Consider the following 14951-nt stretch of genomic DNA (forward strand, 5'->3'; position numbering starts at 1 on the left):
GGCTCACCCGACCAGAGGCGAGACCAGGCCCCACTGTGACGAAAACACAAATTCGCCGATCGGCTTACGGTCACGCGGTTTCATCTCACGCTCGCGCAGAAACTCAGGCAGGACCGCCGGGTCGCCCGGATAGCCCACGGCAATCATGGCGACCGGTTCATACCCCGGAGGAATCAGGCAGGTCGACCGCGCCCTCTCGACGTCGAAGCCGGCCATCTGATGGGCGACGAGCCCGAGCGCCACCGCCTGCAGGACCAGGTTTTCTGCCCCCAGCCCCGTATCGTGAAACGCGTGCCGGTTCGGCTTGTCATCGTCCTCAAAATGCAATCCCGCTATCGACAGAATCAACAGCGGGGCACGATAGACCCATTTTCGATTGCCCTCATTCAGACATGCCAAGAGCCGATCGTAATCCGTTCCCGCATCGCGGGTTGCAGCCAGGAAACGCCACGGCTGTTCGTTGTTCGAGGACGGCGCCCAACGGGCGGCTTCGAACAGACTTCGCACTTTCTCCGCTTCCAGGGGTCGTTCGGCAAACGCGCGTGGACTCCAGCGGCGGCGCAAGCGGTCATGGATGGGGTACTGAGACTCCGCAAGCTTTTCCATCAGGGTTCACGAAGGCTGGATCTGTTCTCCGCACACTTCGCGTTCCGCCTGAAACCAGTCCTCGTCGGCCCGGCCCTCTCCGGCGCCCCGCTGAAGATACAGCTCATAGGCGCGCAGCTCGATCTGTTGATGGAGGTCCTGACCATGCAGCCCGTTCCCGCTGACGCCGAAGATGACGCGTTTGACCCCCGAGGACTCTGGTCGCTTCGTCGTTCGTTTGGACATGGCTGCCTCCTTACGTGATGGTCATGAACCGACCGTTGGTGGGCCTGCGCTTCGCTCCCGACCTAAATCTTATCCGGCGCTCTTCTGAGTCGTCGCCCCCGCATTGTCGCCGGCCGTCTCCGGCGACCAACCTCCGCCCAACGCCTTGTAGAGCTGGACTACTGAGACGAGATGCAGTCGATGGGTTTCCGTCAGCGACAGCTCCGCCTCAAACAGCGTCCGCCGCGCCACCAACACATCCAGATAACTGGCCAGCCCACCCTTGTACCGCAGTTCGGCGAGCCGGAACGCGGAGCGTAACGCATCCACCCGTTGGATCTGCGCTTGACGTTGATCTCGGACCGTGCGAACCGCCACGAGGGCGTCCTCGACTTCCCGGAACGCCACCAAGATCGATTGTTCGTACTGCGCCAGGCTCTGTCGCGCGAGGGCTTCGGAGGCTTCCTGCTGGAATCCCAGAATCTGCGCGTTCAGGAGCGGCCCCGTGATGGTCGGTCCCAAGGCGGCAAAGTCGCTGCCTGGCGTAAAGAGATTGGTGATCTGGGGGTTCGCGATGCCGAGCAGACCCGTGAGCGACACCTTCGGGAAGCGATCGGCTTTCGCCATGCCGATGCGCGCGGTGGCGGCGGCGAGGTTCCGTTCCGCCTGCACGATATCCGGCCTTCTCTGGAGCAGTTCGGACGGAAGCCCCGGCGGCACTTCAGGGGGAATCACCTGTTCGGTGAGCGAGCGTCCTCGCGGGATTTGCTTCGGACTGTGCCCCAACAACACGCTGATCTGGTTTTCCTTCTGGACCATCAGCCGTTCCAGTTCAGCCGTTCTCGCTACCGCATTGGCCCGCTCCGATTCGAACTGGTCCAGATCGAGCTTGTTGGTCATGCCCTGGCGCAGCCGCGCCTGCGCGATCCGTACCGACTCTTCCCACGATTTCACCGTCTCCCGAGCAATCTGCAGCTGCATATCGAACTGGAGGAGATCGAAATACGCCTCCGCCACGCCGCTCACGAGCTGGAGCACCACGGCCCGGCGGCTCTCCTCCTTGGACAGGAGATCCGCACGCGCCGCTTCATTGGACCGGCGAATGCGGCCCCAGATATCGAGTTCCCAGGTCAGATTTCCCTGCAGATAGTAATTGAACGGGTTGGGAAATCCGGGAAAGGCGAAACTGCTGTTCTTGATCGAGGGGGCGTAGGCCGTCGCCGTCATCTGAGGGGCGAAGTCCATGCGCGAGATGAACAGACGCGACTGAAACTCTTCGACGCTGGCGATGGCGCGACGAAGGTCCCGATTCTCGTCCAGAGCCGTGCGGACCAGCCGCTGGAGCTCCTCGTCCTTCAGCAGCTGCCACCACGGCATGTTCGCGATGGAATTGGCGTCGGTCGCGCCTTCCGCCATGCGGAACTTGTCGAGCTGGAGATCGGTCGGCCGTTCGTAGTCGGGCCCGATCGCGCAGGAGAACATCACCGCTGCCGACAGTACCAGTAGAATCGTCCGCATGTCAGAGTCCCTCCTGCGCGGAGGCCAGTCCCGGCGGCGCATGCGCCGCGACGGCCTCAGAACGACGAACCGTCAGTTTCCGAATCAACACATAGAAGAGGGGCACGAAGAAAATCGCCAAAAAGGTCGCGGCGAGCATGCCGCCGAGGACCCCGGTGCCGATCGACTGCCGGCTGGCCGCTCCCGCGCCGGTGGCGAACACCAGCGGCACCATGCCGAAGATGAAGGCCATCGACGTCATGATGATCGGACGGAACCGCAGGCGCGCGGCTTCCACCGCAGCCTCGACCAGCGGACGTCCGGCTTCGTACCGCGTGTTGGCGAATTCCACGATCAGGATGGCGTTCTTGGCCGCGAGGCCGATCAGCGTGACGAGACCGATTTGGAAATAGATGTCGTTCGTGAGCCCTCGCACCCAGACCGCCGTCAAGGCCCCAAAAATTGCGAAGGGCACGGCCAGGATGACCGCGAAGGGCACGACCCAACTCTCGAACTGCGCCGCCAGCACCAGAAAGACCATCAGCAGACCGATGACGAACACCAGGTTGGATTGACTACCCACCCGGCGTTCCTGAAACGAAATGTTACTCCAGTCGATGGCGTACCCCTCCGGCACCAGGACCTCCTTCGCCACCCGGTCCAGCGCTTCGAGCGCCTGTCCCGAACTGTAGCCGGGCGCGGCGCTTCCTAACACGAGCGCCGTGTTGTACCCGTTGAAGTGGTTCACCGGATCCGGCCCGCTCTGGTACTCCGTCGTGACGAACGTGTCCAGGGGGACCATGTTCGTGCCCTGCGCGTTGTGTGCGCGGACGTAAATCTTTGAAATGTCCTGCGGCTTGGATCGAAATTCCGCATCGGCTTCCGTCTGCACGTGGTAGATGCGCCCGAACTTCAGAAAATCGTTGATATAAAACGTCCCGAAATAGGCTTGCAGCGTGTCGAAAATGTCCGAGATCGGCACGCCGAGCGCCTTCGCCCGTTCACGGTTCACCTGGGCATAGAGCCGGGGGGAGGAGACTCGAAAATTCGTTCCGACTCGACCGATGGCCGGCTCCTTCTTCGCCCGCTCGATGAACTGCTGCGTCGCGACGGCGAACTTCTTGAAGTCTCCACCGCTCGGATCCTGCAGTTGCGCCGAGAAGCCTCCGACCGTGCCCACGCCGCGGAGCGACGGGGCGTTGAACGCCAGGAGCAGGGCTTCCGGAATCTTGGCAAACTCCGCGTAGGCCATACCGATCAGCGATTGCACGTGGAACTGCGGCTCCTTCCGTTCGTCCCACAGATGCAACGGCACGAACATCGTGGCCGAGTTCGACCCTCTGGTCCCGAACACGAAGTTCTGTCCGGACATGGCGTCGGTCGAATGAACAGCCGGGTTCGCCTGGAAAAACCGCTCGATCCGTTCCAACACCGCATCGGTCCGTTGCTTCGACGCGCCGTCTGGCAACTGCGCCACCACGATGAAATAGCCTTGGTCCTCCTCGGGCAGGAAGCTGCGGGGAAGGGTGCTGAACATGCCGAACGTCACGAGCAGTACGAGACCGAACACCAACATCACGCGAAGGGGCCTGACGACCAGTCCCCCGACGATGCTGGTATAGCCATGTTGCGTTCTGCCGAACAGGCGGTCGAACCAGATCCAGAACGTTCCCCGTTCGCCATGTCGATGGATCAGCACCATCGCGCACAGTGCGGGGCTGAGCGTGAGCGCGACGAAGCCGGAGACCGTCACCGAAATCGCAATCGTGGCGGCAAACTGCTTGTAGAGTTGCCCCGTGATGCCGCCGACGAACCCGACCGGCACGAACACCGAGACCAGCACCAGTACGATGGCGATGACCGGGGCGGTCACTTCATTCATGGCTCGTTTGGCCGCCTCCTTCGCCGAGACTTTGTCTTCGCGCATGTGCCGCTCGACGTTCTCGACCACCACGATGGCGTCATCCACGACGATGCCGATGGCGAGCACCATTCCGAAGAGCGTGATGGTATTGATCGAGAAGCCCAGTGCGTACAGGCCGGCGAACGTCCCGATCAGGGAGACGGGCACCGCCACCGTGGGGATGATCGTCGCCCGCCAGCTCTGAAGAAACAGATACACGACCAGCACCACCAGGACCATCGCTTCCAGCAGCGTCTTGACCACTTCTTTGATGGACACTTCGATGAATCTCGTGGTGTCGTAGGGAATGTCGTAGGACACGCCGGGCGGAAAGCTCTTGGCCATCCCATCCATCTCAGCCCGCGTCCGTCGCACGGTATCCAGCGCATTGGCTCCGGGCGCCAGAAACGTGACGATGAACGTGGTCGGGCTGCTGTTCCAGCGCCCTTCGAGCGCATAGGATTGCGCGCCGAGTTCGATGCGGGCGACGTCCTTCAATCGCACGAGAGAGCCGTCGGGAAGGGCGCGCACGATCAACTCTTCAAACTCCTTCACCTCGGTCAAACGCCCCTTGGTGATGACCGGGATCGTCAACTCGGTGCCTTTGGGCGCGGGTTCTCGGCCGATCGTGCCGGCCGGATAGTCGCGGTTCTGTTCCCGGATGGTCGCCGCAATGTCCGTCGGGGTCAGGTCCAATTTGGCCATCAGCAGCGGATTCAAGATGATCCGCATGCTGTAATTCTGCTGGCCGAAGACCATGGCGTCGCCGACCCCCTTGACGCGACGCACGTTATCGACGAGTCTGAGAATCGCATAGTTCGAGAGGAAGACCGCGTCGTGGTTGGGATCGGTCGATTTGAGGGCGATCACCGCGACCAAATCGGGCGACATCTTCTTGACGTTGACCCCCTGACGAATGACTTCCGGAGGCAGCTGAGGCTCCGCGAGTTTTTCCCGGTTCTGCGTCTGGACCTGGGCGATGTCCGGATCGGTTCCGATTTCGAAGGTCAGCTTGATCGTGACGTGTCCGTCGTTGCTGCTCGTGCTGTCGAAATAGACGAGGTTGTCGATGCCGGGCAGCTGGACTTCGATGGCGCGCGCGACCGATTCCGCGACGACTTCCGCGCTCGCGCCGGGATAGTCGGCATCGATCTGAACGACCGGCGGCGTGATTTCTGGAAATTGGGCGATCGGAAGAAACTGAACGGACAACAGCCCCATCACCACGATCACGACGGACACCACGGACGCCAGAATCGGCCGATCGATGAAGACGTGTGAGATCACCGGTTATCCCTGCTTGGTCTGATCAGGAGACGCATCTGCCGGAGACTGTGGCTCCCATGGCACAGCCTTGACCGGAGCCCCCGGCCCGATCTTCATCAGTCCGTTGACGACGACCCGCTCGCCGGCCTTGAGGCCCGAGTCGATGAGCCACTGATCTCCTTGCCAGACCGACGCTTCCACCGGACGAATTTCGATCCGTTCGTCAGGTCCCACGACATACACGAACGGTCCCTGAGGCCCTTGCAACACCGACCGTTGCGGAATCAGGACCGCGTTGGGCTTGGCGTCTCCCTTGAACGTGACTTTCACGAACTGTCCCGGCAACAGCGTCCGTTTGGGATTCGGAAAGGTCATGCGCTCGATACGCGAGCCGGTCTCGGTCCGCATGCCCGGCTCCATGAGATCCAGAACTCCCTCGTAGGGATAGGCGGTCCCATCCATGAAGGTCAGGGCGCCGCGCAAGTCGTAGGCATTCGGATGGGTGATCTTTTTGGCTTCAATGTCATGGGTCCGCTTGAGAAAAAACGCCTCCGGCACGCTTACGACCACATACATCGGATCGACGCGGTGAATCACCGTCAATAAGTCCGTTTGGGCCGAGACCAGACGACCCTCGTAATACCGGCTGCGCTCGATCATGCCGTCGATCGGAGCCGTGATGAGCGTATTGTCGAAATCGAACTGCGCCTTGATAAAATCGGCCTTGGCGCCCTGCAAGGCGGCTTTCGCGGAAAGATCGTCCGCAACCGCGTCATCCACGTCCTTCTGGCTCACGGCCTGCTCGAGGAGCAGCGGCTTCACCCGCGCCAGGTCCTGCTTGGCCTGCACCACCTTGGCTTCGGCTTGCGCAATCTTGGCCTTGGCGCTGGCCATCGCAGCCTGGAAGGGGACGGGATCGATCTGGTAGAGCCGAGTTCCTTTTTTGACCTCTCGACCTTCTGTATACATCACGGCCTTCAGGATCCCCGTCACTTGTGAGCGGATCTCGACCGGACGGGAGGCTTCCGCCTGTCCGATGAATTCCGGCTCGTCCGGCACCGTCTGTGTGGAGACCGTGATCACCTCGACTTGAGACAGTTGCTGAGCTGGAGCTGAATCAGCCTGCTCCTTGCACCCCGGCAAGCCGACCATGATCAGCGATGCCGCCCAGAATCCAAACAGTTGAGTTTTCGGTGAGACCATGGCCATGTGCTCCAGTTACCTACGATCGTCGCATCCTGCTCGTGATCGACGCGGCCATTCTACTGGCGCGGTGGACCTCCAGCAAGCCCATGGCCAAGGTGATCGTCAGCACGAAGGCGAGCATCACGAGGAATGACGGCATCAATGGTTCCATGGTCACAACTCCGATCAGTCGAGTCGCTTTTCACGCGGCCAGGCTGATGCGCTCGTGTCTGCTCCGGTGATTTCATCGACGAGGCATCTCATCAGACAACCCGCAGCAACAAACCTCGCGCCGGTTTTCCACATTCGAGCCAGGAGCGCCTTCCCTTCCCCATCGACGAAGGTCACGCCCCCCAGGTTGATCACAGTCCGTCTTCGTTGGTGTTCATCCAATCGGCGCCAATAGGAATCGACCTCCTCGACCCAGGGACCGGCCAAGCGCCCCTCCAACAGGAGGGACATCGACCCGGTCCCTTCACCTGTCTGTTCGGTAATTTTCAGCATTCCTTATTCCCCCTCACCCAAGGGAATGGCAAGGCTCGTTCCAATCAGGACGATTGAAACTGCTCCTATAACTTGTTGAAACAACGAGGTGGTTGGGCGCTTCCGACACCCAGTCTCGTTGAGTGACGAGGGAGACCTGCCGATATCCCGGCACAAGCCGAACCATCGGCAGGATTGTGTGGGGTGGGCGAGCCGCTTCCGGACTCGATTTGCGGCTTACGCGTACGCGTATAGGTGATTTCCAGCATCCTAGGAGTCTGTCAGAGTCATGCGATTCTACTGCGGCAGACGATCTGCAGGGATCTGCATCGTGCTCGGCCCGAAAACATCCTCAACGTATTCCAGCGGATACGCGTCCGGTTTTTTCGAGCCTTGCGCCGCTCATCTGCCCGCACCTCCTTCGCCTCGCATCCACGCCTGTCGCAGCGGCGTATCGGCGGTTGCAGTAGAAGTCATCGTGAATAATCCCGGAGTCCGCAGTTGAATTTGAGCCTGTGGGTTTGGAAGGGCGATGCGTGCTCCACCAGTCTGGACATCAGCCGATCAGCCCCTGATCGGCTTGTCATTTCGAACGGAGTGAGAAATCCTCACGCTTGGAAGCGAGAACAGATTTCTCCCGTTGGTCGAAATGACATTCGAGGTCAATCTCTCTGTTGCTACTGCGGAATCCGGGATAATGCGGGCTAGAACCTATCTCAAAATGGCTGTTCCGGTCAGAACTGGTCATGCCCGCGAAAGCGGGCATCCAGAATGTCCTGAAAAGACTGGATTCCCGCCTGCGCGGGAATGACGACAAGAGATTCCATTCCATCATGAATGAAATTTGAGATAGGTTCTAGTCAGGCTGATGCCGGCACATCCTCATGGGTAATCCATCGCTCACGAGGGCGGGCGAGCAACGGGGTCAGTTGCCGGATCGTCTCGGAGTCTTTGTACTTCTCTCGCACCGCGTCGGCGTCCGCAAGGCTCCGCCACTTGGCCAAGGCGATGATGTGGCCCGGCGCATGCTGATCGACCAGAATCTGATGCGACAAATAGCCGTCAAAGCTCCGCATGTCCGACCAGACCTTGCGAGTGAGTTGCAACCCCTCGGCTTCAGTGCCTGGCTTCAGCCAGGTATCCCATACCACGGTGATCATGCGGACCTCCTACAATCGTGAACCAAACCGCGTACTCGTCCATCTCGCTCGCCATCAGAATGATAACCAGGCCATCAGACGGCTCTCCGATGGATCGTGATCGAGTTGCCGTCGGGATCGGACACCACAGCCATCCGGCAGACGGGCGTCTCGAACGGTTCGAGGACAAAGGGGCACCCGCTCGCTTTTAGACGCACGATCGCCGCGTCGAAGTCGTCGACCTCGAGGCCGACCGACCCTCCGCCGGCGGAGGGCTTCCATTCCGGCGCTGTATTGCCGATGGCCAACGTGCCCGATCCAATATCATATTCGACGAAGCCCTGATCTTCGTTTCCGAAGAACCGTGACTCTCTGAGGCCCAACACGCCCTCATGATACTGACGCGCCCGCTTTAAGTCTGTGACGGGGTAACAGGTAAACGCGATTTCAACGACTTTCATATTTGGCCTCCTTACGAAATCCGGTATCGGCTGGACCGGCCTCTTCAGACTGGAAAGATCCCCACCCGTGGTTTTGCTGCCCAACGCCAGAGTGAAGCCGCCGCGAAACGCAACGTGCCACTCTCAAATCCGACCGGGGACGCCATGAAACACCTCCGCGGCCACGATCCGGCCGTTCTCATCGAATGTGAAATTCTCAGACACTTTCTTGGTCCTTCCGTCGATATCGGAGGTGTAGATGATGCCCAGCTCACGATGGACAGGATCCCACAGGATGCGATCCACCGTGAATCGAAGGGAGGTGATGCGCGCCAGTGCTTCGGTCCAATACTCGCGGAGCGCGCTCTTGCCGCGAACAACGGGTGAGCCCACCACCGCGAGAGCAGTGGGGCTGATAAAGCTGATATCTTCATGGAAATACTCGAGGACAGTTTCAATGGCGCGACGATTCCACGACTCCGCCCATCGAGTTGCGAATGCCTCACGGTCTTCTCGTGTCATGAGCATATGTCCGCCCAATGCCAAAGCTCAGCCGCGAGATTCAGGCAGTCCGCTGGAGCACCGCCAGCAGGATGCGCAAAAGCCCGTCAGCGGCGTTCTCGCATCGCTCAGAGCCTCAACGTACGGCCCCGGAAAGAGCTGTTCCGACAGCTCACTCTGGATGCCCGCTTTCGCGGGCATGACCAGTTCTCACCGGAACACCCATGTTGAGATAGGTGCTAGCCATTTTTGATTTCCGCGTGCCCTACTTTCCATCCGGGGGCCGGGATGCGCATCAGCTCCGTGGCATCGAAGGCTATCTTGTAAAACTCAAGGGCCTTGGTGGCGCCTCCGACAATCAAATAGGGCGTGGCCCCCTCGTACCCTTCCGGGATTGCCTTAACCTGGCCTGACATCGGTACCTTCTCGCAAAACATGACGAGGCAAGTCACAGCAGTGTCTGTCATTTCCGCGAAAGCGGGAATCCAGATCAGGACTGGATTCCGGGTCAAGCCCGGAATGACGAACAGGGCAGAACTTATGTCGTTATCTATAAAAGGACGAAAGTCCAGGGTTTTTGCGACACAAGAGCCGCCATCGGCTCTTCTCTACTGCTTCCTTGTATAGGCGATCTCTAAGAACTTCATTTCTTTCTCCTTGCCGTGGGCTCCGTACATCTCGAAGGTCTGGTTGTTGTTATCGACCAGTTTCCAGACGGCTCGATGCGTCATCTTGCCGCCGCCCGGCTCCGGATGCGAGCCGCGCAGCGTGATCGTTTTGCCGTCGGCGCTCGCCGTGCCTTCCATGATGAAGATGCCCGTGCCCATCGAGTCCATCCAAGCCGTGACGTATCTTTTTGTCATGTTGTCGTACGCGTCGATGCCGACGCCGGAGAAGGGTTGGCCCATCATCTGGCTGTGGTATTCCTGGTAGAGAAACCGCCCCTCCAACAACATCTTCATCTCAGCAGTGCCGGTCGATTCCGTCGGAGGCTTGCCGGGCTCCATCCATTCCTTGGTTTTCGTCGTCCAACTGCCGGCCAGGCCGGCAAACAGCTTGTGCGGCTCGCCCGGCGTCGCAAGCTGTTTCCAAACTTCCATCATGGCCTGCGGATCCATCGGCTTCTCGTGTTTCTTCTCTTTCGCCAAAACCGGAGCGGCTCCGATGAGCAGACATAGGGACAGAATCACGGTCGATATCATACGCATGTGCACCTCCTTGGTCTCCTCCGCGTTTCGCATCCTGCACCTCTGTTACGTTTCAACGACTGCCTTCAAATTGGCCAGACCCGCTTCAAAGTCCTTGCCGACCATGTTGTCCATGCTGCAAAAAAGCCCCATGACTTTCATCATGTAGGGCTGCGGGCCGTACATGGCCCAGGTCACTTCGGTAGAGGCGGCGTTGGGAATCAATGTGAATTCCGCCGTATTGTGGGCCTCGAATGGTTTCAGGAAGTCCAGCTTGATGAGAATCTTGGACGAGGGAATCGATTCGAGGACTTCCATTCGTCCCGTGCCCACGTCCTTGTTCCCATCCCATTCAAGCACGGCGCCCTTTCCTTGGGGCGTCCCGCTGTGACTCTTCTTCATCGCCAAGTCTTTCTTCTCCCATGGCGACCAGGACGCCCAGGCGTGGAGGTCGCTGATGAGCGCAAACACTGTTCCGGGCGGCGCGTTGATGCTCGCCGAGCGTTGGATGCGAAACGTGCCGGGTTTGGTTGCGGCATACATGAGCATCCCGGCGATCAACCCGACCGCGATCATGACCATCGCTGCCATCATGGGACCCTCCATGTCTATCGTTGTTTCGCCTCGACGTGCGCCCGGACACGGTCTTCCTGCTCCCTCAGTTCGGGGGTGAACGCGGCGCCGAAATCCTCCGCTTCAAACACTTGACGAATTTCGATCTCGGATTCCTCGCCGGGCATCGGATTCGGACAGCGCTTGACCCATTCGATCGCCTCTTGTTTCGACTTGCACTGCCAGAGCCAGAAGCCGGCGATCAGCTCTTTCGTTTCGGCGAAGGGTCCGTCGATCACGGCTCGCGCCGTTCCGGAGAACTGCACCCGCGCGCCCTTCGAACTCGCGTGAAGCCCCTCGCCGGCAAGCAACAGTCCGGCGTTGGCCAGGTCCTCGTTGAACTTGCCCATGTCGGCGAGCAGCGTCTCGCTCGGCATGATCCCGGCTTCAGAATTCTTGGTGGCTTTGATGATGATCATGAACCGCATTGGAGTGTCCCCCTTCAGGTTTGGAGTTCTGAGCCGGCCTATTCATACGTGCTTCTATCGCTACTCTCCGGGCAACCCTGTGATCCGCCTCAACGGTCGCACCTCGATCGTGCCGATGCGTCCACCGGGAATCCTGGTGGCGACCCGGACGGCTTCGTGGAGATCCTTCGCATCGATCAGGAAGTAGCCGGCAAGCTGCTCTCTTGTCTCCACGAACGGCCCGTCGGTCACCAACGGCTTGCCCTCCCGAACTCGAACGATGACGCCTGTCGCCGCGGGCTGGAGCGGCGATGCGTGCACATACTGACCGTCGGCGTGCAGGTGATGCGTGAGCTGCACGGACTCGTCCAGCATCTGCTGCCGCTCTGTTTCGGGCATTTTGCTGAAGGCCTCTTCGTCATGATGAACCAGCAACAGGTATCTCATGAATCCATCTCCATCGGCTCTTCTACTTCGCCCGCTCGTTCATTTCCCAAAGCGCGAACTCGTTGCCTTCCGTGTCCCGACAGATGACGAAATAGCCCATCCGCGGCACGGCCGTCTTGGACTTGCGGACTTGCCCCCCGAGTTTTTCGACCTTCGTCGCAGCAGCATCCACCGAGGACACGGGTACGTAGTTGGTAATGGGTTGCTCCGGATGTTTGCGCACCATGAGCCCTCCATCGGGCGTGTCGTCACTACCCCCCGTGTCGATGTGCCAGTAATCGGCCATTCCGGGAAACAACTTGATGTTCCAGCCGAACAACGAGCTGTAAAACTTCCTCGCGCGCTCTGGATCGTCCGCGGGAATTTCAAACCAGACGATCCTCGATGCAGGACGGGTGCGCTTCACCGCTTTCGATTTTGCCTTCTTCTGTGTCCCCATCCTCTCCCCCTTGTGGTTGATCGTTGGTCCGCTCGATGCAGGCTGTTCAAAAAGGCCGGCGGCGGCCTTTCTCAGCAACCTGCTATCCGCCCGCCATGGCCCCCACAATCAGAAACGGCTCAGCACCCGTCGCCACCGCATCCGGCAGCACGCCATCCGGCGAATCATGCGACCGGTCCTGCTCACAGGCAAAGAACCTCACAAAGGCTCGACGCTTGAACGTCACGTGGTCGCGAACCGTCCCCCGTAACATCGGATAGCGGGCTTCGAGCGCGTCAAGAATCGCGCGCTGCGTCACCGGCCCTTCAATTTCAAGCGTCACCTCGCCGTTGACGCGCGCCAATGCTCGCAAATGAGCCGGGAGCACGACTCGAATCATTATTCATCCTTCAGAGCTAATGGCGTATAGCCAACGGGACGAACAAGAACTGCCATCATCCCTACGGCTGCTCACAATGGTCGTCCAGCGAAGCCGCAGGGAGCGAATTGAGTGAGGCGTACCCTCCTCACCCTCCCACCCCGAGTTGCAGGAACAACTCTTCCCCTGTGGAGTACGTCGCAGCGACGGTCGCGACTGAGAACGAAGCTGGCGGCCATTTTCAGCAACCGCTACAAAGTTTGGACCTCGACTGACAACACCGCCGGCAAATCCCGCACGATCGGCTCCCAGCTGTCGCCGCCTGTAGCTGATCCGTAGACCTGCCCGCCGGTGGTGCCGAAATAGATCCCGCAGGGATCGAGCTGGTCGACGGCCATGGCATCGCGCAGGATGTTGACGTAGCAATCCCGCTGCGGTAGCCCCTTCGTCAATGCTTCCCACTCGTTACCCCCCGTTTTGCTCCTGTACACCCGCAGCTTGCCGTCCGGAGGATAGTGCTCCGAGTCGCTCTTGATCGGGACGACGTAGATCGTATTCGGCTCGTGGGCGTGCACGTCGATCGGAAAGCCGAAGTCGGTCGGCAGATTGCCGCTGATCTCATGCCAGGAGCCGCCCGCATCGTCGCTCCGCATGACGTCCCAGTGCTTTTGCATGAACAGCACGTTCGATCGTGACGGATGCATGGCGATACGGTGCACACAATGTCCGACATCCGCATCCGGATCGGGCAATTCATACTGGGACTTGAGGCCCTTGTTGATCGCCCGCCAGGTCTTGCCGCCGTCATCTGTGCGAAAGGCGCCCGCCGCGGAGATGGCAACATACATCCGCCCGGGATCGGTGCGATCGAACATGATGGTATGCAGGCACATCCCGCCGGCGCCCGGCTGCCACAAAATCCCTTTAACCTCGCGCAGCCCCGCCAACTCGTGCCACGTGCGCCCTCCGTCGGTCGAACGGAAAAGCGCCGCATCTTCGATCCCGGCATAGACCGTATCGGGGTCGGTGAGCGACGGCTCAAGATGCCACACCCGCTTGAACTCCCAGGGCTTTTGCGTGCCGTCGTACCACTGGTGTGTCGTGAGGGGTCTGCCGGTCTCGGCGGACGTATCATAAAGAAACATGTTGCTCTCGCCCTTCGGCATGCCATCCGATCCCATGAGGTCCTCCGGCTTGGTCCCGGGCGCGTTCCAGGTCTTGCCGCCGTCATCCGATCGCTGGATGATCTGCCCGAACCAACTGCTGGTCTGCGAGGCATACAACCGATTCGGATCGGCGGGCGAACCCTTGAGGTGATACAGCTCCCAGCCGCCGAAGGAGGGACCGCTCACGTCCCATTTTTTACGCGTTCCATCCGACGTCAGAATGAAGGCGCCTTTTTTTGTCCCGACGAGTAATCGCACCTTGCTCATGCCTGGCTCCTTTCGTAGGCTTCCTTCAAGCGGGCGATGTCGATCTTTTTCATTTGCAGCATGGCCTGTATCACACGTTGCGATTTCGCGTCGTCCCGGTCGTTCAACATCTCACTGAGAATCGGGGGGATGATTTGCCACGAGACGCCGAACTTGTCTTTGAGCCAGCCGCATCTTCCTTCCTCGCCATCGGCGGACAGTTTGTTCCAAAAGTAATCGATCTCCTTCTGCGTCTCGCACCGAACGAAAAACGAAACGGCTTCCGTGAACTTGAATTGGGGGCCGCCGTTGAGCGCGATAAATTCGACTCCGTCCAGTTGGAAGGTCGCGGACATGGGAGAGAGGCTCTCGATCTTGGAATTCTTGAAGACGGCGGTATAGAACTTCGCCGCCTCCTCTGCTTGGCCGTTGAACCATAAGAACGGGGTGATTTTTTGCATGGTGTGCGACTCCTTCGAATGGAACCGGTGATGGCTAGGACGGCAGACCGGGGATCTCGATCACCGGTCGTACTTCGACCGTTCCCTTACGCGCCATGGGGATACGCGCAGCCACGGCAATCGCCTCGTCAAGATTGTCCGCCTCGATGAGGAAATATCCGCCCAATTGTTCCCGCGTCTCGGCGAACGGACCGTCGGTGACAAACCGCTTGCCGTCACGAACCCTGACACTGGTCGCCATCGAGGTCTCGTGGAGAGGGTTGGCGGACACATACTGTCCCTTCAAGTGGAGCTCGTGAGCGAGTTGCGAGGATTCCTTGTAGCAATCCTGCCGTTCGGCCTCGCTCAAGCCCGCCTTCTCCTCGAGGTAAATGAGCAACATGTATTTCATCAGGAGGCCTCCG

The 14951-nt window shown here is 59.8% G+C and carries 20 protein-coding genes; all 20 read right to left on the reverse strand.

Annotated features, from left to right (window positions below; translation table 11 throughout):
• Positions 1-3: 3 nt before the first annotated feature.
• A complete protein-coding gene (locus P0111_00970) occupies positions 4-606 on the reverse strand; it encodes a nitroreductase family protein (protein MDF0642572.1) in 603 nt (200 codons plus the stop codon).
• 6 nt (positions 607-612) lie between these two features.
• Entirely contained in the window at positions 613-831 is a 219-nt protein-coding gene (locus P0111_00975) for a DUF2934 domain-containing protein (protein ID MDF0642573.1), read from the reverse strand.
• Positions 832-900: 69 nt separating this feature from the next.
• Positions 901-2328: an efflux transporter outer membrane subunit gene (locus P0111_00980; GenBank protein ID MDF0642574.1), complete on the reverse strand. Its 1428-nt coding sequence runs from the start codon at positions 2326-2328 to the stop codon at positions 901-903.
• A gap of 1 nt (position 2329) precedes the next feature.
• Positions 2330-5497, reverse strand: coding sequence for a multidrug efflux RND transporter permease subunit (locus P0111_00985; GenBank protein MDF0642575.1), 3168 nt, complete (start codon positions 5495-5497; stop codon positions 2330-2332).
• A 3-nt stretch (positions 5498-5500) separates the two neighbouring features.
• A complete protein-coding gene (locus tag P0111_00990; protein MDF0642576.1) occupies positions 5501-6685 on the reverse strand; it encodes an efflux RND transporter periplasmic adaptor subunit in 1185 nt (394 codons plus the stop codon).
• Between the two features lie 13 nt (positions 6686-6698).
• Complete coding sequence (locus P0111_00995) at positions 6699-6833, reverse strand: hypothetical protein (protein ID MDF0642577.1); 135 nt, start codon at positions 6831-6833, stop codon at positions 6699-6701.
• 14 nt (positions 6834-6847) lie between these two features.
• The gene (locus P0111_01000; GenBank protein MDF0642578.1) at positions 6848-7165 is read right to left on the reverse strand and encodes a hypothetical protein; all 318 of its coding nucleotides are present in this window, start codon (positions 7163-7165) and stop codon (positions 6848-6850) included.
• Positions 7166-8004: 839 nt separating this feature from the next.
• Positions 8005-8304: an antibiotic biosynthesis monooxygenase gene (locus P0111_01005; protein MDF0642579.1), complete on the reverse strand. Its 300-nt coding sequence runs from the start codon at positions 8302-8304 to the stop codon at positions 8005-8007.
• Between the two features lie 74 nt (positions 8305-8378).
• Positions 8379-8744, reverse strand: a complete 366-nt coding sequence (locus P0111_01010; protein ID MDF0642580.1) for a VOC family protein — start codon at positions 8742-8744, stop codon at positions 8379-8381.
• Between the two features lie 123 nt (positions 8745-8867).
• Complete coding sequence (locus P0111_01015; protein ID MDF0642581.1) at positions 8868-9245, reverse strand: nuclear transport factor 2 family protein; 378 nt, start codon at positions 9243-9245, stop codon at positions 8868-8870.
• 218 nt (positions 9246-9463) lie between these two features.
• Positions 9464-9640: a hypothetical protein gene (locus tag P0111_01020; protein ID MDF0642582.1), complete on the reverse strand. Its 177-nt coding sequence runs from the start codon at positions 9638-9640 to the stop codon at positions 9464-9466.
• Between the two features lie 192 nt (positions 9641-9832).
• Positions 9833-10432: a DUF1579 domain-containing protein gene (locus tag P0111_01025; GenBank protein MDF0642583.1), complete on the reverse strand. Its 600-nt coding sequence runs from the start codon at positions 10430-10432 to the stop codon at positions 9833-9835.
• A gap of 45 nt (positions 10433-10477) precedes the next feature.
• Positions 10478-11005 carry an SRPBCC family protein gene (locus P0111_01030; GenBank protein MDF0642584.1) on the reverse strand — a complete coding sequence of 176 codons (528 nt, stop codon included), beginning with the start codon at positions 11003-11005 and terminating at the stop codon, positions 10478-10480.
• A gap of 14 nt (positions 11006-11019) precedes the next feature.
• Positions 11020-11442 carry a YciI family protein gene (locus P0111_01035; protein MDF0642585.1) on the reverse strand — a complete coding sequence of 141 codons (423 nt, stop codon included), beginning with the start codon at positions 11440-11442 and terminating at the stop codon, positions 11020-11022.
• 69 nt (positions 11443-11511) lie between these two features.
• Positions 11512-11877, reverse strand: a complete 366-nt coding sequence (locus P0111_01040) for a YciI family protein (protein ID MDF0642586.1) — start codon at positions 11875-11877, stop codon at positions 11512-11514.
• Between the two features lie 22 nt (positions 11878-11899).
• Positions 11900-12316, reverse strand: coding sequence for a VOC family protein (locus P0111_01045; GenBank protein MDF0642587.1), 417 nt, complete (start codon positions 12314-12316; stop codon positions 11900-11902).
• A gap of 82 nt (positions 12317-12398) precedes the next feature.
• Positions 12399-12695, reverse strand: a complete 297-nt coding sequence (locus P0111_01050; GenBank protein MDF0642588.1) for a MoaD/ThiS family protein — start codon at positions 12693-12695, stop codon at positions 12399-12401.
• A gap of 230 nt (positions 12696-12925) precedes the next feature.
• Positions 12926-14107, reverse strand: coding sequence for an exo-alpha-sialidase (locus tag P0111_01055; GenBank protein ID MDF0642589.1), 1182 nt, complete (start codon positions 14105-14107; stop codon positions 12926-12928).
• Positions 14104-14547, reverse strand: coding sequence for a VOC family protein (locus tag P0111_01060; protein MDF0642590.1), 444 nt, complete (start codon positions 14545-14547; stop codon positions 14104-14106). Before P0111_01060 ends, P0111_01055 begins: the two co-directional genes overlap by 4 nt.
• A gap of 34 nt (positions 14548-14581) precedes the next feature.
• A complete protein-coding gene (locus tag P0111_01065) occupies positions 14582-14938 on the reverse strand; it encodes a YciI family protein (protein MDF0642591.1) in 357 nt (118 codons plus the stop codon).
• Positions 14939-14951: the final 13 nt, after the last annotated feature.

The organism is Nitrospira sp., assembly GCA_029194535.1.
GTDB lineage: Bacteria > Nitrospirota > Nitrospiria > Nitrospirales > Nitrospiraceae > Nitrospira_C.